This window comes from Stenotrophomonas sp. YJH_SMC_79 (assembly GCF_059367995.1).
Genome location: NZ_JCAFRK010000004.1, coordinates 241,836 through 261,416, shown reverse-complemented (window position 1 = coordinate 261,416; position 19,581 = coordinate 241,836). Strand labels below are relative to the sequence as shown.

The window sequence follows — 19,581 nt, the reverse complement described above, 5'->3', positions numbered from 1 at the left end:
TCGGAGTGAATGCGACGTGGCAGCGTTCTTCATCGGTCGTCACGCGCCCTTGTAGCCCGGATCGCGCATCCTGCCAGCATTGCGGCCAAGCAGGCCGCGTGTACCGAGGAGTGCAGGGCGTGCTGGAGGCAGGTAGCAAACCGGATGGCCTGAATGGGCTGCGCGTACTGGTGGCAGAAGACGAATTCGCCATCGCGATGTTCCTGGTCGACTATCTGGAGCTGAAAGGCGCACAGGTGGTGGGGCCTGCCGGTGACCTGCAGGCGCTGGGGCAGCTGGTCGATACCCATCCCATCGATGTGGCACTGCTGGACATCAACCTGGGCGGTGAGCAGGTCTATCCGCTGGCCGATCGTCTGGCTGAGGCGGGCACACCCTTCCTGCTCACCTCCGGCTACGATGAGAACCTGCCCAGCCGCTTTGCTGCGGCTCCTCGCTGCACCAAGCCTTACCACATCGAGGCCCTGGTCCAGCAACTGGCCGGATTGGTGGCGGTCCCACGGGCCTCTGCGGGCGCCGCCTGATTGCGCGGCATGGCCCGCCCGACTGAAGGTCTCCACGCTGCCGACATGCGTGGGTCCGCGCCTCCTGCACTGCGCATGCATGCCCGGCACGATGGCATGGCCGCGCGCATCGCCCGCCACGAGTGGTCGTCCACGCCATTGGGCGCGATCGAGCGCTGGCCGCCGCACCTGCGCGCTACCGTCGACCTGATGCTGGCCCATGGCTTCCCGATGATCGTGCTTTGGGGCGAGCAGCTGGTGCAGCTCTACAACGATGGCTACGCCGAGATCCTGGCCGACAGGCACCCCGGGGGGCTCGGTCAGCCGACCCGCGAGTGCTGGCCCGAGGTCTGGCACATCAACGGCCCGCTCTATGCCCGCGTCTGGCAGGGAGAGACCCTCACCTTCGAGGACAAGCTGTACCCGCTGGCGCGGCAGGGTCGCCTGGAAGACATCTGGTTCACCATCACCTACAGCCCGATCCGCGGCGAGGAAGGGCGCATCAATGGCGTGCTGGTGACGATGTTCGAGACCACCCCTGCGCACGTGGCCCAGGCCGCGCGCGAACGCGAGGAGCAACGCCGGCGTGAAAGCGAGCGGCGCCTGGAGCTGGCGTTCAAGGTGCTGCCGGTGGGTCTGTGCATCGTCGATCTGGAGGGCAGCATGGTGTTGTCCAATGACCAGATGCGTGCGTACCTGCCCAGTGGCAAGGTGCCTTCGACCGATGCGGAGAACCAGCATCGTTGGCGGGGGTGGCATCCGGATGGCTCCATCATCGGGCCCGAGGACTTCGCCATTGCCCGTGCGATGCGCGGCGAAACCGTGGTGCCGGGGCTGGAGTTCCAGTACCTGCACGACGATGGCCGGGTGCGCTGGACGCGGGTTGCCGCAGCACCGCTGCGTGACGCCGATGGAGGGGTCAGCGGGGTGTTCGCCATCGCCGTGGACATCGACGATCTCAAGCGTGCCGCCGAGCGCCAGGCGGTGCTGCTGGCCGAACTGCAGCACCGGGTGCGCAACATCATGTCGACCATCCATGCCATTGCCTGGCGAACCCGCGAGTCGGTCAGCAGCGTGGATGAATACGCTGAACGGTTATGCGGGCGACTGATGTCTCTGGCACGCACGCAGAGCCTGCTGACCCGTGGCGCCAATGCAGGGGTCTGCCTGCGCGGCATGCTGGATGAGGAGATTGCAGCGCAGACACCGGCTGCCGCGGTCTATCACCTGCAGGGTGAGGACGTGCTGCTGCCACCCAAGGCTGCCGAAGTGCTGTCACTGGCGATCCACGAGCTGGCCAGCAATGCGCTGCGGCATGGCGCGCTGACCCATGAGGACGGCCGGATCGAGGTGTCCTGGAACCTGCAGATCCAGCAGGGGCAGCCATGGCTGGGGCTGCATTGGTGCGAGCGGCATGCCGAGGTGCAGGATTGGGAGGTACCCCACCAGCGCGGCCTGGGCCGGGCCCTGATCGAGCAGCGCGTCCCCTACGAACTGGCCGGCAGTGGCGAACTGCGCTTCGCGCCGCAAGGCCTGGATGCCTGGATCCGCTTCCCGCTGCGCGAGCGGGACAGCCTGCTGCAGACCGATGCTCCGGGCGCGGCGGCGGACGGTTCCGGCAGGTAAAGGTCCATTTATCCCCAATTGGGCCAAATTGGGCATAATGGCCTCAACTGTCCACGTCTGGAGCCGTGCCATGACCCTGCCGCTGGATCTGCCTGGCCTCGAAAAGGCCCCCGCGTCGTCGGTGAAGACCCGTGGCTGGCCGAGCCTGATGCGCACCGTGCGCGAGAAGCAGGCGCTGGTCATCACCAACCACAACCATCCCGAAGCGGTGATCGTGGATATCCGCACGTATCAGGAACTGCTGGCCAAGGCCGCTGGCAGCGATGCCGGTGAGCGCAGCGAAGAACTGCTGCGCCTGCGCGGTGAGTTCGACCAGACCCTGGCCAGCCTGCAGCGCGGTGAGGGGCTGGGCAAGGTGCTGGGCCAGCCGATCCGCCGCGGCCGCAAGGTCACCCTCGGCCGTCCGCTCTGACCGATGGGGCGGATCCTGGTGCTGGCCGGCGTCAATGGCGCCGGCAAAAGTTCGCTGCTGGGCACCTGGCTGGAAGCCGAAGGGCTGAGCTGGTTCAATCCCGATTCGTTCACCCGCCGCCTGGTGGAGGCCGGCTGGCCGCTGCCCGACGCCAATGCCGAGGCCTGGCTGGAAGGCACCCGCCGCCTGCGCCAGGCCATGGCCGATGGCACGGACTTCGCCTTCGAGACCACGCTGGGTGGCAACACTATTCCGCGCCTGCTGCGCGGGGCCTGCGAACACCATCATGTTGCGATCTGGTTCTGCGGGCTGGCCACGGTGGACCTGCACATTGCCCGCGTTGCAGCGCGGGTGGCCGCCGGCGGTCATGATATTCCGGTGGAGAAGATCCACGCCCGCTTCGATTCGGCGCGCGAGAACCTGCTGGAACTGCTGCCACACCTGGCCGAGCTGCATGTCTACGACAACAGCGCGCCGGCCGACGCCGACGGCTGCGTTGAGCCGCTGCCGGTGCTGGCGATGGAGCGCGGCCAGCTGCAATACCCGGTCTCGGTGGCCGAGCTGCTGCACACGCCGGACTGGGCCAAACCCATCGTGATGCGCGCGATGGAGTTGGATACCCCGCAGTAGATCCACGCCATGCGTGGATACCTTTCACACATCGCGCGAAACCGCGCCGTGCACGACTGGGCGCCACCGGAGCTGCGGTTAGACTGACCGCACACTCAAGGAGGATGACATGCACGGACCTGCGACGTTCCGCTCCACTTCTATCTGCCTGGTGCTTGCTGCGCTGGCGCTGTCCTGCATGCCGGCGATGGCCGCGTCGCCCGCCGCCAAGCGACCATCGCCGCCTAGCTTGGTGCAGGCCTTCCACGCCGCCGAAGCCAATCTGCGGCTGATTCCCGGCGACGACATTGAATCCCATTTCCGTCCGGTGTGGACCGCTGTTGCCGACCTCGATGGTGATGGCCGTGCCGAGGTCGTGTACTTCTACACGTCCACCTACACCGGCGGCAGCTTCGCGCAACGAAATGTGGTGGCGGTGATGACGGCGCTGACGGCAAACGATCCGCGCGGCCAGGAGAACCCGAACAGCCTGTCGCCGGTGGAAGCAGAAGACTATGCCGCCATCCGCCGGTATGACTACGGTGACGACGCGGCTGAACAGATTCCAGGCGCCATCCGTGCCATTCGCATCCAGGGTGATCGCATCATTGTCGATTTCACCGTCAGTGCCGGGGCGACCGTCTGCGAATGGAAGAGCCCGAACCGCCACGTCTGTCCGCCGGACGGAAACTACACCTGGACGCTGCATTGGACGCCGGGGAAGCTGGCCCGCATCAAGACGTAGCGCCAGGCAGCGCCGGGCGTATCCACCCGGCGCTTCTGGCCCCGTAGATCCACGCCATGCGTGGATCGCGTTCTGCGCCCGGCCTCAGGCCGGCTTCACCTGCTCGGGCTCCGCAACGTCCGGCAGTGGCGGCAGACTCGGGTCCACCGTTACCGGCACATCGCTCTTCAACAACGCAGCCGCTTCCCTGTCGCTGCCCACGGCCGGCGGTGAACCACGCAGCGGCAGGCCGGCGGTCTCCTTCACGAACAGCATGGTCACCAGGCCGATCACCGCCGCGCCCATCAGGTAGTAGGCCGGCACCAGCGGGTCACCGGTGCGTTCCACCAGCCACGCGGTCACCAGCGGGGTGGTGCCGCCGAACAGCGATACCGACACATTGAAGGCGATCGACAGCGCGCTGTAGCGCACCGGGGTGTAGAACAGCGCCGGCAGCGTGGATGGCATCGAGCTGGTGAAGCACACCAGTGCCAGGCCGAGCAGCATCAGGCCAAGGAAGATCATCCAGTCGTTGCCGCTGCCGACCAGCAGCAGGCACGGAATGGCAAGCACCAGCAGTGCGATGCACGCGCCGATGATCATCGGGCGGCGGCCCAGCCTGTCACTGAACAATCCACCGACGATGTTCAGCGGCATCATCACCAGCATCACGATGATGATGAGCAACAGCCCCTTGCTCTCGGCATAGCCCATGGTGACGCTGAGGTAGCTGGGCATGTAGGTCAGCAGCATGTAGTCGGTGACGTTGAACACCAGCACCAGGCCCATGCATACCAGCAGCTGGCGGCCGTGCACCTGGAACAGCGCGCCCAGCCCGGGGCGATCGTGCTCGCGCTTCTCGGCTTCCTCGGCGAAGGCGCGGAAGGCCGGCGTTTCCTCCAGTTTCATGCGCATGTACAGGCCGAGCAGGCCGAGTGGGCCGGCCACCAGGAACGGAATGCGCCAGCCCCAGTCCAGCATCTGCCCGCTGCTCAGCAGCATGTGCAGCGCGGTCACGGTACCGGCGCCTGCGATGTAGCCGCCCAGCGTGCCGAACTCCAGCCAGCTGCCCATCAACCCACGGTTGCGGTCGGTGGAATACTCGGCGATGAAGGTGGCCGCACCGCCGTACTCACCGCCGGTGGAGAAGCCCTGCACCACGCGCGCCAGCAGCAACAGCACCGGCGCCCAGATGCCGATGCGCTCATAGGAAGGAATCAGGCCGATCGCAAACGTGCCCAGCGCCATCAGGATCATGGTGAACGCCAGTACTTTCTGGCGCCCATAACGGTCGCCGAGCGGGCCGAACACCAGGCCGCCGAGCGGCCGCACCAGGAATGCCACGGTAAAGGTGGCGAAGGCGGCGATCACCTGTGCGGTAGGGTTGCTGGACGGGAAGAACACCTGGCCGATGGTGACGGCGAGATAGCCGTAGACACCGAAGTCGAACCACTCCATGGCATTGCCGAGTGCGGCGGCGCCCACGGCGCGCTTGAGCATGGGCTTGTCGACGACGGTGATCTCATCGACCTTCAGGTGGCGGCGGCGTTTGAACCAGCCGAAATGGGCATGTGCCTCGGGCGTGTCCTGCATGGGGTCTCCCTTGTAGGTATGGAATAGGGGAATGAGCGGTGTGGTGTGTCCCGGAAATCGGAAACGGCGATGCAGGCGCAAGTGGCGCGGGGGCATCGATGGGTGGCGTGGGGGCCGGGGAGTGTGTGCAGGCGCAACGCCACGCGCACGGCAAAGCACCGCCGCAGGGGCGGAGACGCGACAACGGGATCACAACGACCGCGCAGTCAGCGGCCGGGTATCACATCAGCGTAGGGGTGCAGGCAAGAGGGCCTGCGGGCGTCATCCGCCGGGATCCAGCGCAAGGCGATGGAAATGCAGGGCGGGAGCATTCGTGGCAAGCGAAGCGCCGGTCGGCAGTGCTTCCCACGTAACAGGTGCGCCCGTCACGTAGTGGGTCTTGTCGATCATCGATTCATCATAACGGCATCGGCGTGAGCGTGCAGCGAAGCGGACTGATCTGCACGCTGTGTTCCATCACGCCTGTTCATCTGCACTGAACGCGATGACGTGCATTGAACGAACTCTGGCCGTAGCGCTCACATGGTCCTGTCTACGGTGGTGGTGAACGCAATAACGCAATAACGCAATCGAGAAGGAGCATCGCATGACCCGTCGCATTCCCGAAGGTACGCTGATCATTGTCGCCGATGGTGGTTCGGCCCGCGTGTTCACCAACGTCGGCAGCGATCATCAGCTGACGCTGAAGCAGGAAGGCGAACTGCGCCTGCAGGACATCAGCGAGCAGGGCGTGTCGGGACAGGGGCCGTCGGGGGCAGTGCCGAAGGACATGTCCATTTCCCAGCTCAACGAAGCGACCTTCGCCAAGCAGGTTGCCGAGCAGTTGAACGAGGACGCGCTGAACAACCGCTACGCACACCTGGTGCTGGTGGCCGATCCGACCACGCTGGGGCGCATCCGCCCGCTGCTGCACAAGGAAACGCAGGCCCGCCTGCTGGGCGACATCGCCAAGGACCTGACCAACGCACCGTTGGCCGATATCCAGAAGGTGCTGGCGGCGTAGAAAGACCGATCGATCTCCTCCAGAGGCCAGAGCCGAGCGCATGCTCGGCCATCGTGGGAAGCGTGGGATCTCTGCGCCGCGCAAGGCGTAGCCGACGCTGCCCCGTCGGCGTTCACCTTGCGCGGTTCCACTCCAGGGAAGCCCAGGAAAAGGCGACCGACTACCAGCTGTAACTGACACCTACCTGCGCACGGGTCTGGTGATAGCCACTGGCCCTCTGCAGCGACAGGCCGCCCCAGGCGCCGAGGCCGTTGCCGAACTTCACCGACGCACCGCCACTGAACTCGCCACGGCTGCGCGGCACGCGCGCATCGGCGATCTCGTCATCCACGCGGATCTGCGACTCGGCGCGGGTATGCAGCCAGTTGGCGGCGAGGTACGGCTGCACCTCGGCGGCACCGTTGCCCCAGCGGGTCACACCGGACAGGCGCAGGCCCGCGCGCCCGAACACACCATTGGCATTCTCGGCGCTGACCACCGTGCCGTTGGCCTCGGTGTGGCGGTTGCTGTCCCAGCGGCTGTAGCCCACCTGCAACTGCGGCTCCAGGTAGATGCCACCGTTGCTGGCACCGCCCACGCGGAACGCATAGCCGGTTTCCACTGCGCCCTGCCAGGCGCGGCTGTCGTAGCGTTCCGTGTCCAGGCCGATACCTTCCACCCGGTTGCGGAACTGCGCACGCTGCACCGAGCCATCCACATAGAAGCCGGCATACGGATCGGCGCCGTTGCCGCCGCGCCAGGTACCGTAGACGCCGAGCGCCTCGCCCTTCACCTTGCCGCGCGCGTAGTAGCCGGTCAGCGCATTGGTGGAGGTGCTGGTGGCATTGCCGCTGGACAGCATCACGCCCACGCCGCTGCCCGATTCGTGACGCCACACGTCGGCGCCGACGGTAAGCGCCTGGCTGTTGCCGCGGATGTCGAGCTGGTGGCTGATGGCATCAAAGCCGTTGCGCGAACCATCCACGCGGGCCCAGGCGCGGCCGGAATTCTGGCCGGCATGGCGGTCGTGGTAGCCCAGGCGGAACATGCTCTGCGCAGCCTGCAGGTTGGCCAGGTAGGCGCCGGGTTCGGGGCGCAGCACCGGCTCCGGATCGACCGGATCGACCGGATCAACAGGATCAACAGGATCAACAGGATCAACCGGCTTGCACTCGGGCAGGCTCGGATTGACCACGCACGGGTCCGGCACGGTCGGTAGCTGCGAACGCAGGTACCAGTTGCCGTCGGCGCCGGTGCCTTTGTGCAGGAAGTACTCGTACTGGCCGCCCACCGCGCGGCCGGCCAGGTTGAACTGGCCATTGGACGCACCGCCAACCCGGATCAGCTGGATGCCCTGGCTGGTCTGCGCACCTGCACCGCCAACGTTGTTGACGCGTACGTTGGCACTGCCGCTGGTGTCGCCGCCGATGATCAGCTTGTCGGTGGCCGCATCGTCGCCGGCCAGTACGGTGTTGAAGGCGAGGATGCCGCCATTGCCGGTGAAGTTGCCGGCCACGTTGAGGGTGTGGAAGGCGGAGCCGTCGCCCAGGGAGACGGTGCCGTTGCCGAGGTTGAGGGCGCCAACCGTGGAATTGCCGGTCATGTTCCAGGTGGCCGAGTCCAGCGTGGCGCTGGTGACGTTGGTCATGGTGCCGGTGATGCTGGCATTGCTGGAAAGGCTCACATCCAGTGTGCTGCCGACCGTGTTGATGATGTTGCCGGCCAGGCGTGAGTTGTCCACTTTGAATCCAACGGTGGCGTCGGGTGCTTCTACAAAGAGGAGGTTGCCGTCGCCGCCGACGATCTGGCTGTCATTCCGAACGTTGAAGACCACGTTGGAACGCGGGCTCGTTGGCGAACGCGAGGGAGCCACGCGGATGGCGGCACCAGTGCGGCCCTGCACCTGCGATCCGTCCACGGTGATGTTGGAGGCTCCGCCCTCGTCGGTATCAATGGCATAGATACCATTCTGAGCGCCGATGACGTTGCTGCCGTTCTGGAGAGATACATCCGCAGTCCCGATCACGAGCAGCCCGTTCCCGGCGAGTATTGCCGAAGCGCCACTATTGGCAAGCGCCTCTATACGCGTGGCGTCAACAATCAGAATCGCGCGCTGGCTGGGGGCGGCAGTACTTACGCTGGCGCCCACACCGAGGCCGAGAAGATCACTTCGCCGGACCGTGGCGACCGAGCCTGGCAGCGCGCCACCGCCTACATCAGCCAACGTCAGTGCTCGTCCGCCGGTGTTGCGGATACTGGTGTCGTTGATCTCCCCCGTGCTGTTATTGAGAGCGACGGCGCCACTCGTTACAGCCGCCGATACCGCTGCCCCCGACAGCAGCAGGTTCGAAGAAGATCCTGCGGTTATGCGCAGCGCCTGTCCGCCAGGATTGACGGTAAGCGTTGCACCAGACAGGCTCCACGTCTCGGCAGTATCCCCGGGTTGCACGGTGGCGGACTGCCCCGGCGTGAGGGTGCCCGCGTAAGCCGGAAAGCCCAGGGCAAGAGAACTGGCGACAGCCAGCGCAAGGGAACGACGAACGGCGATCTTCATGACCGGACTCCTGTGGGTATCGAACTTCAGGAAAGGGACCGCATTCACTTCGTCGGTGTGAATCAAACGCTCACATGGCGTGAAAGCGAAGTGAATCAGGCGCTGTTCCTGGCCCGCGCGAGGCGTATTGCGATAGCCGTCACATCGCAAACGGGCATGTCGCAAGACGCCTCTTTGTGTGCCGCATTGGGCTTGCGCAGAGTCTGGTGATCGCCAAGGCGCTGGAACATGCAAATAGTTGCAGATAAGACAGGACAACTTTTGTCGCCTTTGGATCCATTCAGCTGCGCCGCAACATGCGGTGCCGGTAGCCGGGTGCTAGCATCCGGCCATCATATGAATCGATCCAAATGCCGATGCCCACGCTGGACCGTCGTCTCCTGATCGCCTTCGCGGCCACCGCCATGCTTGCTTCCGGTGCCGCTCTGGCTGCCACGCCGAAAACCGCCGCCGACAAGGCCTACGCCTCGGTCGACCCGTTTATCGGCACCGGTGGGGAAGGCCACACCTATCCGGGTGCAACGGTGCCGTTCGGCATGGTCCAGCTCAGCCCGGATACGCGCATCCAGCCGCGCGAAAAGGCCTACGGTTGGGCGGCCGGCTACCGCTACGACGACAGCAGCATTGTCGGCTTCTCGCACACCCATTTCTCCGGCACCGGCCATTCGGACCTGGGTGACATCCTGGTCATGCCGTTCACCGGCAATCCCGGGCTCGAGCGCGGTGATCCGGAGAAGCCGGGCAGCGGCTATGCCTCCCGGTTCCGCCATGACGACGAGAAAGCCGAGCCGGGCTACTACGCCGTCACCCTGGACGATTACAAGGTGCGCGCCGAGCTGACCACCAGTGCCCGCGTGGGTATGCATCGCTACGCCTTCCCGAAGGGCACCGACGCCAAGGTGCTGCTGGACATGCGCACCAGCATGTACGACTACCCGGGCAAGGTGTTGTGGTCGAGGGTGCGGGTGCGTGCTGACGGCACGATCACCGGCTTCCGTGAAACCCGCGGCTGGGCGCCGGGCCGCCAGCTGTTCTTCGCCATGCGTTTCTCGCGGCCGCTGGCCAGCCACGAGCTGCACAGCACCGAGAAGGACATTGTCTACAAGGGCTTCCCGCCGCCGGGCGAGAAGGATCCGGCGCAGCGTGCACAGATCGAGGGCCGTCAGCTGGTCGGTACCTTCGCATTCGGCAAGCTGGACGCACCGCTGGTGGTCAAGGTCGCCATCTCACCCGTCAGCGAGGCTGGCGCCATCGCCAACCTCGATGCCGAAGTGCCGGACTTCGATTTCGAGCGGGTACGTGCCCAGGCGAAGCAGGAATGGACGCAGGCGCTGTCGGTGCTCGATATCGATGCACCCGAGCACGCTCGCCGCAGTGCCTATACCGCGCTGTACCACACGATGCTAGGGCCGACGCTGTTCATGGATGCCGATGGCCAGTACCGCGGTTCGGACAACGCGGTGCACAAGGCAGACGGGTACACGAATTACTCCACGTTCTCGCTGTGGGACACCTACCGTGCGCTGCATCCGTTGCTGACGCTGGTGCAGCCGGAGAAGCGCAACAGCGACTTCGTCAATTCGATGCTGGCGCACCATGAGCACAGCCCCTACGGCATGCTGCCGGTGTGGTCGTTCCATGGGCTGGAGGACTGGTGCATGATCGGCTACCACGCCGTGCCGGTGATCGCCGACGCCTACGTAAAGGGCATCCGTGGCTTCGATGCCGACAAGGCGCTGAAGGCAATGGTCGAGACCGCCAACTACGGCCCCTATGACGGCATCGCGCAGTACCGCGAGCTGGGCTATGTGCCGATCGACGAGGAAGGTGAAGCGGCCAGCAAGACGCTGGAGTACGCCTTCGACGACTGGACCATCGCACGCATGGCGCAGGCGATGGGCAAGGGCGATATCGCGGCCACCTTCGACAAGCGCGCGGGCAACTGGCGCAACGCCTTCGACAAGGACACCGGCTTCATGCGCGCACGCAAGCGCGATGGCAGTTTCCGCACCCCGTTCGACCCCAGTGCCAGCGGTTACGGCACCGACTACACCGAAGGCAATGCCTGGCAGTACTCGTGGTACGTACCGCAGGACGTGGCCGGCCTGGCGGCAGCGCATGGAGGCAGTGACAGACTGCTGGCGCGGCTGGACGAGGTGTTCAACGCCAAGGTGGATCCGTCCATCTTCGAGCACATGGAAGACATCACCGGGCTGATCGGCTGGTATGCACATGGCAACGAGCCCAGCCACCACGTGGCCTACCTGTATTCGTATGCCGGCCAGCCGTGGCGCACCCAGGCGCGCCTGAAGCAGATCATGGACACCCAGTACGCCGACCGTCCGGATGGCCTGGCCGGCAACGATGATGTCGGCCAGATGTCAGCGTGGTACGTGTTCACCGCGCTGGGCTTCTACCCGGTGGCACCGGGCTCGGGCGAGTACATCCTCGGCCGCCCGTTCCTGCCGAAGACCGCGATGCGCCTTCCGAATGGCAGGACCTTCACCATCGTGGCCGATGGGCTGGACGATGCGCACACCTATGTGGGCGGTGTGACGTTGAACGGCAAGCCGCTGCAGCGCACCTTCCTGCGCCATGATGAGATCCTGGCCGGCGGCGAGCTGCGCTTCAGCATGCAGGCCGAGCCGAACAAGGACTGGCCGGGGCAGGGCGCGCAGGCGCCGTACTCGATGAGCCGGTGACGGGTTGTTGGTTGGCGTACGGGGTCCCGCTTCTGGTAGGTGCCAACCTTGGTTGGCACGGGGGACGTCAACGGCGCCCACCAAGGTGGGCGACTACCGGAATCCGTGGGTCGGCACGCCTTTGGTAGGTGCCAACCTTGGTTGGCACGGGGGACATCAACGGTGCCCACCAGGGTGGGCGTCTACCGGAATCTGCCGGCCGGGGCGCCTTTGGCAGGTGCCAACCTCGGTTGGCACGCGGCAGATCAGCGGGAACGAAACCGCAACCCCACCCGCGCGCCACCGATCGGGGCGGTATCAATCATCAGGGTCGCGCCATGCCGCTGCGCGATCTCGGCCACGATCGCCAACCCCAGCCCGCAGCCATCTCCTTCGCTGCAGGCCCGGTAGAAGCGTTCCGTGACGCGCGTGCGCTCGGCTTCGGCAATGCCGGCGCCGTCATCGTCCACCCATGCCTGCACGCCATCGGCCTCCTGCCGAACGCCGAGGGTGATCACACCGGGCACGGCACCGTAGCGCAGTGCGTTGTCCAGCAGGTTGCCCAACGCCTCGCGCAGCAGCTGCGGATCACCCTGTACCTGCACGCCGTCGTCGGGCCCGTCGTAACCCAGGTCCACGCCCACCACCAATGCGCGGTCGGCGTAGCGCTCCACCACGCCGCGTGCCAACGCAGCCAGATCCACCGGTTGCAGTGGCAGTGCACTGCCATGCGGATCCTCCGAGCGGCTGAGCATCAGCAGCTGGTTGACCAGGTGCTGCAAGCGGGCCAGCCCGGCCAGCGTGCCGGACAGCGCCAGCTGCTGGGCCTGCGGGTCGTGCTGGCGCAATGAACTCTCCAGCTCCACCTGCATTGCCGCCAAGGGCGTGCGCAGCTGGTGCGCGGCATTGCTGACAAAGCGCCGTTGCGCTGCCTGCATCGCGTCCAGGCGCTGCAGCAACGCGTTGTAGGCCTCCACCGCCGGCCACAGTTCACGTGGTGCCTCCTGCGCCGGATCCAGCGGTGCCAACGGATCCGGCCGCGGGCTGGCCAGCTTCCGCGCAACCAGGTTGGCATGGCGAGCGGCAGCGCCTGTACCGGACCAGGCCAGCCACGCCGCCAGTGCCAGGATCGCGGCCTGGAAGGGAACGCTGGCCAGCAGCAGCTTGCGCTCCAGCCGGTGGCGCTTGCGAAGCGTCTCAGCCACGCGCAACCGGATGTCATGGCCCGGTCCGGCGCTGACCACCACTTCGACCATGCGCACCGGTTGACCACGCACCCGTGCATCGTAGTACACGGCGTCGTCATCATTTCCTGCAGTGATTGTGGGGCGTGGCAGGGCTTCGGGCAGGTCACCATACAAACGCCCACCCGCAGCGTCGACCACCTCGCCATGCACTTCGTCGGCGGTGTCCCAGGTGAACATGCGCGAGACCGCTGGGGTGATCTCGATCGAAGCGCGACCATCCTGCACCGTCACCAGTTCGGACAACGACATCGCCGAATCCAGCAGCCAGCGGTCGTAGACCTGGCCGGCATAGAACCGGGCCAGCGCAAATGAACCGACGGCGCTGCACAGCAGCAGTACCAGCAGCGGCAGCCACAGGCGTCCCAGCAGCAGGCCGCGCAGGCTGTGCACGCGCTCAGTCACCCACGGCCTCCAGGCGATAGCCCAGGCCACGCAGCATGCGGATGCCGACGCCGGCATGCGCCTGTTCCAGCTTGCGTCGCAGGCGGCTGACATGCACTTCGATCACCGACAGGTTGGCCTCGTGGTCCCAGCTGTACAGCGCGTCGAACAGGCGCTGCTTGGTCACGGTGCGGCCGGGATGCTGCATCAGTGCCTCGACCAGGGACAGCTCGCGGGCGGTCAGCTCGATGCGCCGGCCTTCAACCTGCACCTCATTGCGGATGCTGTCGAAGCACAACCGGCCCAGCCGTTTCTGCGCCGGTGCATCGCTGCGGCGGCGCGACAGTGCACGCAGGCGGGCTTCCAGCTCACCCAGTGCGAACGGCTTGGCCAGGTAATCGTCGCCACCGCGGTCGAGGCCGAGGATGCGGTCCTCCACACCATCGCGTGCGGTCAGGATCAGCACCGGCAGGGTGGCGCCGTCGTTGCGCAGGCGTGAGAGCAGGTCCAGACCATCGACGTCGGGCAATGAAAGGTCCAGCACCATCACGTCATACGGTGCGCTGGCCAGTGCCGCCGGCGCGTGCAGTCCACGCGAGAGGTGGTCGCACAGATGACCGGCACCCTGCAGGGCGCGGATCAGTCCATCGGCCAGAGCGGCGTCGTCTTCGATCAGCAGGATTCGCATTGCAAGCTTCGTGCAAGGTTGGGGCAAGTTTGGCGCAAGTGCATCACCTTACCGTGACGTGCATGAATTTCTCCTCTCGTCTTGCGGCCGTATTGGCCACTCTTCTGTGCGCACCTGCGGCTTCGGCGCTGTCCCTGCAGGAAGCGCAGCGCGCAATGGAAGCACACAACCCGGACCTGCGTGCGGCGGCACTGGAGCTGCGCGGTGTGCAGGGCGATGCGCAGACGGCGGCGCTGCGCCCGGCCACCGAGCTGTCGATCGGCACCAGCAAGATCAGCCCCAGGCATGGCATCGGCCCCGGACGCTGGCAGGACAAGCGGGTGGACAGCACCGTTGGCCTGGGCTGGACCTGGGAACGCGGCGGCAAGCGCGCACTGCGCATCCGCCAGGCCGACGCGCTGCTGGAGGTCGCCGGGCTGGACATGCTCGATGCCAGGCGCCGACAGCAGGTGGCACTGCATGAAGCCTATTTCGGCCTGAAGGGCGCCCAGGAGCGGGCGCAGATTGCCGATGCCAACCGCCAGAGTTCGACCGAGCAGATGGCGGCGGCGGAGAAGCAGGTTGCGACAGGGGCGATGGCGCCGGTTGATCGTGCCCGACTGGCGGTGGACGACCTGGCGGTGGCCGACGCGGCGCGCGAGGCAGCGCTGGATCTGCGCGATGCGCGGCATGCACTGGGCCTGCTGCTCGGCCGCGACGACAGCCATGGCCTCAGCGCCGATGATCCGTGGCCAGACCCCGCGGGCAGGGCCGATGCGCGCCCGTTCGATCCGCAGCAGCGTGCCGATCTGCGCGCGGCACGTTCGCGCCTGGCCGCAGCCGACGCCGGTGTGGCGCTGGCGCGCAGTGAGCGCCACCGCGACATCCAGCTGGGCGTGGAGGCCGAGCGCGAGCCGACCGACATCAGCGGCGTCACCTGGGGTGTGTCATTGACCATTCCGCTCGGCGGGCCGTCACGTGCACGCGGCGCGATCCAGCGTGCCGAGGCCGACCGTGACAATGCCGTGCTGGAGCTGCAGGTGCGGCAGCGCGAAGCACGCGCCGAACTGGACCAGCTGCAGGCCAGCGCGCAGTCCGCCGCGCAGCGCCGCAGCGACTACGAAGGGCTGCAGTCCGACGCTGCACGCAAGGCAGTGCAGGGCATCGAACTGGCTTACCGCCGCGGTGCCGCCAGCCTGACCGATCTGCTGGATGCGCGCCGCAGTTGGCGCGACTTTGAGGCCGCGTTGATCGATGCGCGTGCCGACCATGCCATTGCCCTGGCGCGCTGGGAAGCGGCCACATCCGTTGCTGAAGGAGAGTCCCGATGAAGTCCACCGTCGCCCATCGCCCGAGGGCGCGACACGCAGCGCTGCCGGCCTTGCTGGCGCTGGCCCTGCTGGGTGGCTGCGGCCGTGAGCCGGCGTCCTACACCGAGGATGCGCCGCAGGTCCGTGCCGACCAGATCCAGTTTCCTGCCGGCAGCCGGCAGCTGGACGTGCTGCGCAGCGAGTCGGTGACCGCCGGCGCCAGCGCCAGCCTGCAGCTGCCGGGCCGGGTGGTGTGGGACGAGACCCGATCCAGTGCACTGCACACGCCGTTGGCGGGGCAGGTGGCGCGCATCGAGGCGCAGCCAGGGCAGAAGGTGAAGGCTGGGCAGGTGATCGCCTGGATCACCTCGCCCGAGTTCGGCCAGGCACAGGCCGACGGCGTGCGTGGCCGCGCCGAGCTGCAGCAGGCGCGCAAGGAGCTGGAGCGCACCCGCGAGTTGCATGTGGCGGGTGTGGCGTCGGGCCGCGAACTGGACGAGGCCGAGGCCAACTTCGCCGGCAGCCAGGCCGATCATGCGCGTGCAACCGCCTTCGCCAAGGCGTATGGCAACGGCCAGCACGTCGACCAGCGCCTGCCGCTGCGCGCGCCGATCGATGGCGTGCTGGTGGAGCGGCGGATGAGCCCGGGCATGGCAGTCAGCCCCGACAGCGAACAGCCGTTGGCGGTGATTGGCGATCCGGACCGCCTGTGGCTGCTGCTGGATGTTCCCGAGAGCCTGGCCGGACGCTTGAAGGCGGGCATGCAGGTGACCGTGCCCGGCGCCGATGGACAGCCGCTGCGGGCGACCCTGCAGCACGTGGATGATTTCGTCGACAGCGAACGCCGCGTGGTGCAGGCGCGCGCCGAGCTGGACAACCGTGCACGGGGTTTCAAGGCTGGCCAGTACGTGCGTGCGCGGGTTGCATTGCCGGCCGAGGGCGGTGTCTCGCTGCCCGATGCCGCGGTGCTGTTGATCGACGGCAAGCAGGTGGTGTTCGTCGAGGAGGGCAAGGGCCGCTTCGTTCGCCATGCCGTGCATGCCGAGGAACTGGGCGATGGCCGGCTGTGGGTGCGTGAGGGCCTGGCAGCGGGCGCCAGGGTAGTGGTCGAGGGCGGCCTGCTGCTGCAGCAGCTGGCGGACAACGCGCCGGCCGCCGCCAGCACCGGCACGGGGCACGCCGCCCCATGATCGATCGCCTGATTGCCTACTGCCTGCGCCAGCCATTGATGGTGATGCTGGCACTGCTGCTGTTCATTGGCGCTGGCATTGCCGCGTTCCGCGTGCTGCCGGTGGAAGCCTTCCCGGATGTGTCCGACACCCAGGTGACAGTGGTATCGCTGCACCCGGGCCGGGCCGCCGAAGAGGTGGAGCGCGAGGTGACGATGCCGCTGGAAGTGGCGCTGTCCGGCATCCCGCATTCGGTGCGTGTGTTCTCGCATACGCAGTTCGGGCTGTCGATGATCATCCTGACCTTCGACGACAAGGCCGATGACTACTTCGCGCGCCAGCAGGTGCTGGAGCGCCTGCAGGGCGTGGAGCTGCCGGAAGGGGTGACCCCGGAACTGGAGGCGATGAGCTCGGCGGTAGGTGAGATCTACCGTTATGTGCTGAAAGGCCCGCACATGACGCCAACCCAGCTGCGCACCGTTCAGGAATGGACGATGGAGCGCACTCTGCGCACCGTACCCGGGGTGGCTGATGTGATCAGCTTCGGCGGCTTCGCGCGCACCTTCCAGGTCAAGCCGGACCTGGACAAGCTGCGTGACCGCGGCATCAGCCTGGGTGAGTTCGCCGAGGCGCTGGAAAAGGGCAGCTCGAATGCGGGCGGCGGCTACGTGGAGCGTGGCCAGCAGCAGTTCCTGATCCGCGGTGTGGGCCTGATGCGTTCGCCGGCCGACATCGGCAATGTGGTGGTGGCGCAGCGCGGGGGCACGCCGATCCTGGTGCGCGACCTGGCCGGCATCGCCGACACCGGCCTGCCGCGTCAGGGCCTGGTCGGCCAGGACGACAACGACGATGCAGTGTTCGGCATGGTGCTGATGCGCAAGGGCGAAAATCCGTCCGACGTGCTGGACGCTCTGCATGCACGCATCGCCGAGATCGAGGCCAATCAGTTACCGGCAGGGGTCAGCATCGAGCCGTTCTATGACCGCTCGTGGCTGGTCTCGACCACGCTGAAAACCGTCTTCCGCAACCTGCTGGAAGGTGCGGTGCTGGTGTTCCTGGTGCTGTGGCTGTTCCTGTACAACGCCCGTGCCGCGCTGATCGTGGCGGCGATGATGCCGCTGGCGCTGCTGTCGACCTTCCTGGGCCTGCATCTGTGGGGCGTGCCGGCCAACCTGCTGTCGTTGGGTGCGATGGACTTCGGCATCATCATCGATGGCGCGGTGATCGTCACCGAGCACATCGTCTCGCGATTGTCGAAACTGCCCCCTGCGGCCGACCGGAAGACGCGCTTCTCGACCATTCTTTCGGCAGCGTCGGAAGTGGGGCGACCGACGTTCTTCTCGATGCTGATCATCATCGCCGCACATATCCCGATCTTCACCCTGCAGCGCCAGGAAGGCCGCATGTTCGCGCCCATGGCGTACTCGGTGACCTCGGCATTGATCGGTGCCTTGATCCTGGCGCTGACCGTGGTGCCGCTGTTCTGCTACTGGTGCCTGCGGCGCGACCGCATGCGCGACGGCAATCCGTTGATGGACCGCCTGACCGGCTGGTACCGGCCGATCCTGGAGCGCGCATTGGCCCGTCCGCGTGCGGTGGTACTGACCGCGGTTGCGCTGCTGGTCGGCACGCTGGCGCTGGGCACCCGGCTGGGGTCGGAGTTCCTGCCCGAGCTGGACGAAGGCTCGATCTGGTTGACCGCCACGCTGGATCCCAGCACCAGCCTGGCTGAGGCGCAGCAGCAGTCGCGGCGCATCCGTGAGCTGGTCGGCACCTTCCCGCAGGTGTCGACGGTCGTGGCCAAGCTTGGGCGCCCGGAAGACGGCTCCGATGCCAAGGGCGCCAACCAGATCGAGGCGCTGGTGGCGTTGAAGCCGGAGAAGGAGTGGCCAAAGGGTGTGGACAAGCGACAGCTGGTGAGCGATCTGCAGCGCACGCTGGAGCAGCGCATTCCCGGGCCGGAGTTCTCGATCTCGCAGCCGGTGCGCGACAACATCCTGGAGAGCATCTCGCAGATCAAGGGCCAGGTGGTGATCAAGGTCAGCGGCTCGGATCTGGACGTGCTCAACCAGCAGGCACAGGCGATCCTGGGGCAGGTACGTGGCGTGGAGGGCGTAGAGAGCGCCTTCATCGACCGCGACGGCTCATTGCCGCAGCTGCAGATCGAGATCGACCGCGACCGTGCTGCGCGCTATGGGCTCAATGTGCGCGACATCGACGAGGTGATCGAGACCGCGCTGGGCGGGCGCCAGGTAGGCGAACTGTGGGAGGGCGACCGCAAGTTCCCGATCACGCTGCGCCTGGACGACGCCGACCGGGACCTGCAACGGCTGCGCACGGTGCCGGTGGGCATCGGCGATGGCCACACGGTGACACTGTCCGACGTGGCCGATTTCCGCATGGCCAGCGGTGCGATCAACATCTCGCGCGAGAACGCGCAGCGGGTCAAGGCGGTCAGCATCTTCATCGCCGGCCGCGACATGGGCAGCGTGGTGGCCGACATGCGCAAGCGCGTGGACGCCAGCGTGCAGCTGCCGGAAGGCTACCGCCTGGAATGGTCCGGCGAGTTCGAGAACCAGCAGCGTGCGATGAAGCGTCTGGGCTGGGTGATTCCACTGTCGGTGCTGATCATCTTCGTGCTGCTGTTCGATGCCTTCAAGGACATCAGCAGCGCCGCGCTGATCCTGGCCAACGTGCCACTGGCGATGATCGGCGGCATCCTCGCCCTGTGGCTGACCGGCATTCCACTGTCAGTGTCTGCGGCGATCGGCTTCATTGCATTGTTCGGGCAAGCGGTGCTGAACGGGGTGGTGATGCTCAGTCGCTTCGCGCAGCTGCGAGAGCAGGGCATGGACCTGCTGCAGTCGGTGGTACAGGGCTCGCTGCAGCGCCTGCGCACGGTCCTGATGACCGCGCTGCTGGCGATGTTCGGCCTGCTGCCTATGGCCACCTCGCATGCGATTGGTGCCGAGACCCAGAAACCGCTGGCGGTGGTGGTGATCGGTGGCCTGCTGTCGGCGATGCTGCTGACCCTGCTGGTACTGCCCACGCTGTACTACTGGGTACATCGCCGCCGCGAGGCGCGCGCCGGATGATCCGCACGGTAGATCCACGCCATGCGTG

At 66.6% G+C, this 19,581-nt stretch carries 15 protein-coding genes; 10 read left to right on the top strand and 5 right to left on the bottom strand.

All coding sequences use genetic code 11. The features are described from left to right. The first annotated feature begins 119 nt into the window (after positions 1-119). The 5 genes from AC5P57_RS16555 to AC5P57_RS16535 all read left to right on the top strand — a co-directional run bounded on the left by AC5P57_RS16555 (position 120) and on the right by AC5P57_RS16535 (position 3,895). The gene (locus AC5P57_RS16555; RefSeq protein WP_099554030.1) at positions 120-524 is read left to right on the top strand and encodes a response regulator; all 405 of its coding nucleotides are present in this window, start codon (positions 120-122) and stop codon (positions 522-524) included. A 9-nt stretch (positions 525-533) separates the two neighbouring features. Next, on the top strand, positions 534-2,129 hold the full coding sequence (locus AC5P57_RS16550; RefSeq protein ID WP_262235043.1) for a sensor histidine kinase: 1,596 nt from the start codon (positions 534-536) through the stop codon (positions 2,127-2,129). 70 nt (positions 2,130-2,199) lie between these two features. Further along, a complete protein-coding gene (locus AC5P57_RS16545; protein WP_099553994.1) occupies positions 2,200-2,541 on the top strand; it encodes a type II toxin-antitoxin system prevent-host-death family antitoxin in 342 nt (113 codons plus the stop codon). Between the two features lie 3 nt (positions 2,542-2,544). Further along, on the top strand, positions 2,545-3,171 hold the full coding sequence (locus AC5P57_RS16540; protein ID WP_262235044.1) for an ATPase: 627 nt from the start codon (positions 2,545-2,547) through the stop codon (positions 3,169-3,171). A gap of 109 nt (positions 3,172-3,280) precedes the next feature. Next, a complete protein-coding gene (locus AC5P57_RS16535) occupies positions 3,281-3,895 on the top strand; it encodes a hypothetical protein (RefSeq protein WP_262235045.1) in 615 nt (204 codons plus the stop codon). A gap of 84 nt (positions 3,896-3,979) precedes the next feature. On the opposite strand, the gene proP is transcribed toward AC5P57_RS16535, so the two are convergent. Further along, a complete protein-coding gene (gene proP / locus AC5P57_RS16530) occupies positions 3,980-5,467 on the bottom strand; it encodes a glycine betaine/L-proline transporter ProP (RefSeq protein ID WP_099553989.1) in 1,488 nt (495 codons plus the stop codon). Positions 5,468-5,728: 261 nt separating this feature from the next. Further along, the gene (locus AC5P57_RS16525) at positions 5,729-5,857 is read right to left on the bottom strand and encodes a hypothetical protein (protein WP_254919678.1); all 129 of its coding nucleotides are present in this window, start codon (positions 5,855-5,857) and stop codon (positions 5,729-5,731) included. Between the two features lie 196 nt (positions 5,858-6,053). Between AC5P57_RS16525 and AC5P57_RS16520 the strand changes: the two genes are divergently transcribed. Further along, positions 6,054-6,470 carry a baeRF12 domain-containing protein gene (locus AC5P57_RS16520; RefSeq protein WP_099550965.1) on the top strand — a complete coding sequence of 139 codons (417 nt, stop codon included), beginning with the start codon at positions 6,054-6,056 and terminating at the stop codon, positions 6,468-6,470. A 160-nt stretch (positions 6,471-6,630) separates the two neighbouring features. Here the strand turns inward: AC5P57_RS16520 and AC5P57_RS16515 are convergent, their stop codons facing one another. After that, positions 6,631-9,003: an autotransporter family protein gene (locus AC5P57_RS16515; protein ID WP_495219668.1), complete on the bottom strand. Its 2,373-nt coding sequence runs from the start codon at positions 9,001-9,003 to the stop codon at positions 6,631-6,633. 350 nt (positions 9,004-9,353) lie between these two features. On the opposite strand from AC5P57_RS16515, the gene AC5P57_RS16510 reads away from it, so the two are divergent. Further along, positions 9,354-11,705: a GH92 family glycosyl hydrolase gene (locus tag AC5P57_RS16510; RefSeq protein WP_262235047.1), complete on the top strand. Its 2,352-nt coding sequence runs from the start codon at positions 9,354-9,356 to the stop codon at positions 11,703-11,705. A gap of 245 nt (positions 11,706-11,950) precedes the next feature. Here the strand turns inward: AC5P57_RS16510 and AC5P57_RS16505 are convergent, their stop codons facing one another. Together AC5P57_RS16505 and AC5P57_RS16500 are read right to left on the bottom strand one after the other, a co-directional pair. Next, positions 11,951-13,333 carry a sensor histidine kinase gene (locus AC5P57_RS16505; protein ID WP_262235048.1) on the bottom strand — a complete coding sequence of 461 codons (1,383 nt, stop codon included), beginning with the start codon at positions 13,331-13,333 and terminating at the stop codon, positions 11,951-11,953. Further along, positions 13,326-14,000, bottom strand: coding sequence for a response regulator (locus tag AC5P57_RS16500; RefSeq protein WP_262235049.1), 675 nt, complete (start codon positions 13,998-14,000; stop codon positions 13,326-13,328). The genes AC5P57_RS16505 and AC5P57_RS16500 overlap by 8 nt, the downstream gene beginning before the upstream one ends. 62 nt (positions 14,001-14,062) lie before the next feature. On the opposite strand from AC5P57_RS16500, the gene AC5P57_RS16495 reads away from it, so the two are divergent. Genes AC5P57_RS16495 through AC5P57_RS16485 form a run of 3 tightly spaced genes read left to right on the top strand, consistent with a single transcriptional unit; the run spans position 14,063 to position 19,553 of the window. Continuing rightward, positions 14,063-15,310, top strand: coding sequence for a TolC family protein (locus tag AC5P57_RS16495; protein WP_099550960.1), 1,248 nt, complete (start codon positions 14,063-14,065; stop codon positions 15,308-15,310). After that, positions 15,307-16,479: an efflux RND transporter periplasmic adaptor subunit gene (locus tag AC5P57_RS16490; RefSeq protein ID WP_262235050.1), complete on the top strand. Its 1,173-nt coding sequence runs from the start codon at positions 15,307-15,309 to the stop codon at positions 16,477-16,479. The genes AC5P57_RS16495 and AC5P57_RS16490 overlap by 4 nt, the downstream gene beginning before the upstream one ends. Beyond that, positions 16,476-19,553, top strand: coding sequence for an efflux RND transporter permease subunit (locus AC5P57_RS16485; protein WP_262235051.1), 3,078 nt, complete (start codon positions 16,476-16,478; stop codon positions 19,551-19,553). Before AC5P57_RS16490 ends, AC5P57_RS16485 begins: the two co-directional genes overlap by 4 nt. Positions 19,554-19,581: the final 28 nt, after the last annotated feature.

Coding starts and splice junctions, on each gene's coding strand:
- AC5P57_RS16485 (WP_262235051.1), top strand. CDS start 16,476: ATGATCGATCGCCTGATTGCCTACTGCCTGCGCCAGCCATTGATGGTG.
- AC5P57_RS16495 (WP_099550960.1), top strand. CDS start 14,063: ATGAATTTCTCCTCTCGTCTTGCGGCCGTATTGGCCACTCTTCTGTGC.
- AC5P57_RS16520 (WP_099550965.1), top strand. CDS start 6,054: ATGACCCGTCGCATTCCCGAAGGTACGCTGATCATTGTCGCCGATGGT.
- AC5P57_RS16490 (WP_262235050.1), top strand. CDS start 15,307: ATGAAGTCCACCGTCGCCCATCGCCCGAGGGCGCGACACGCAGCGCTG.
- AC5P57_RS16535 (WP_262235045.1), top strand. CDS start 3,281: ATGCACGGACCTGCGACGTTCCGCTCCACTTCTATCTGCCTGGTGCTT.
- AC5P57_RS16540 (WP_262235044.1), top strand. CDS start 2,545: ATGGGGCGGATCCTGGTGCTGGCCGGCGTCAATGGCGCCGGCAAAAGT.
- AC5P57_RS16550 (WP_262235043.1), top strand. CDS start 534: ATGGCCCGCCCGACTGAAGGTCTCCACGCTGCCGACATGCGTGGGTCC.
- AC5P57_RS16510 (WP_262235047.1), top strand. CDS start 9,354: ATGCCGATGCCCACGCTGGACCGTCGTCTCCTGATCGCCTTCGCGGCC.
- AC5P57_RS16525 (WP_254919678.1), bottom strand. CDS start 5,857: ATGATCGACAAGACCCACTACGTGACGGGCGCACCTGTTACGTGGGAA.
- AC5P57_RS16500 (WP_262235049.1), bottom strand. CDS start 14,000: ATGCGAATCCTGCTGATCGAAGACGACGCCGCTCTGGCCGATGGACTG.
- AC5P57_RS16515 (WP_495219668.1), bottom strand. CDS start 9,003: ATGAAGATCGCCGTTCGTCGTTCCCTTGCGCTGGCTGTCGCCAGTTCT.
- AC5P57_RS16545 (WP_099553994.1), top strand. CDS start 2,200: ATGACCCTGCCGCTGGATCTGCCTGGCCTCGAAAAGGCCCCCGCGTCG.
- proP (WP_099553989.1), bottom strand. CDS start 5,467: ATGCAGGACACGCCCGAGGCACATGCCCATTTCGGCTGGTTCAAACGC.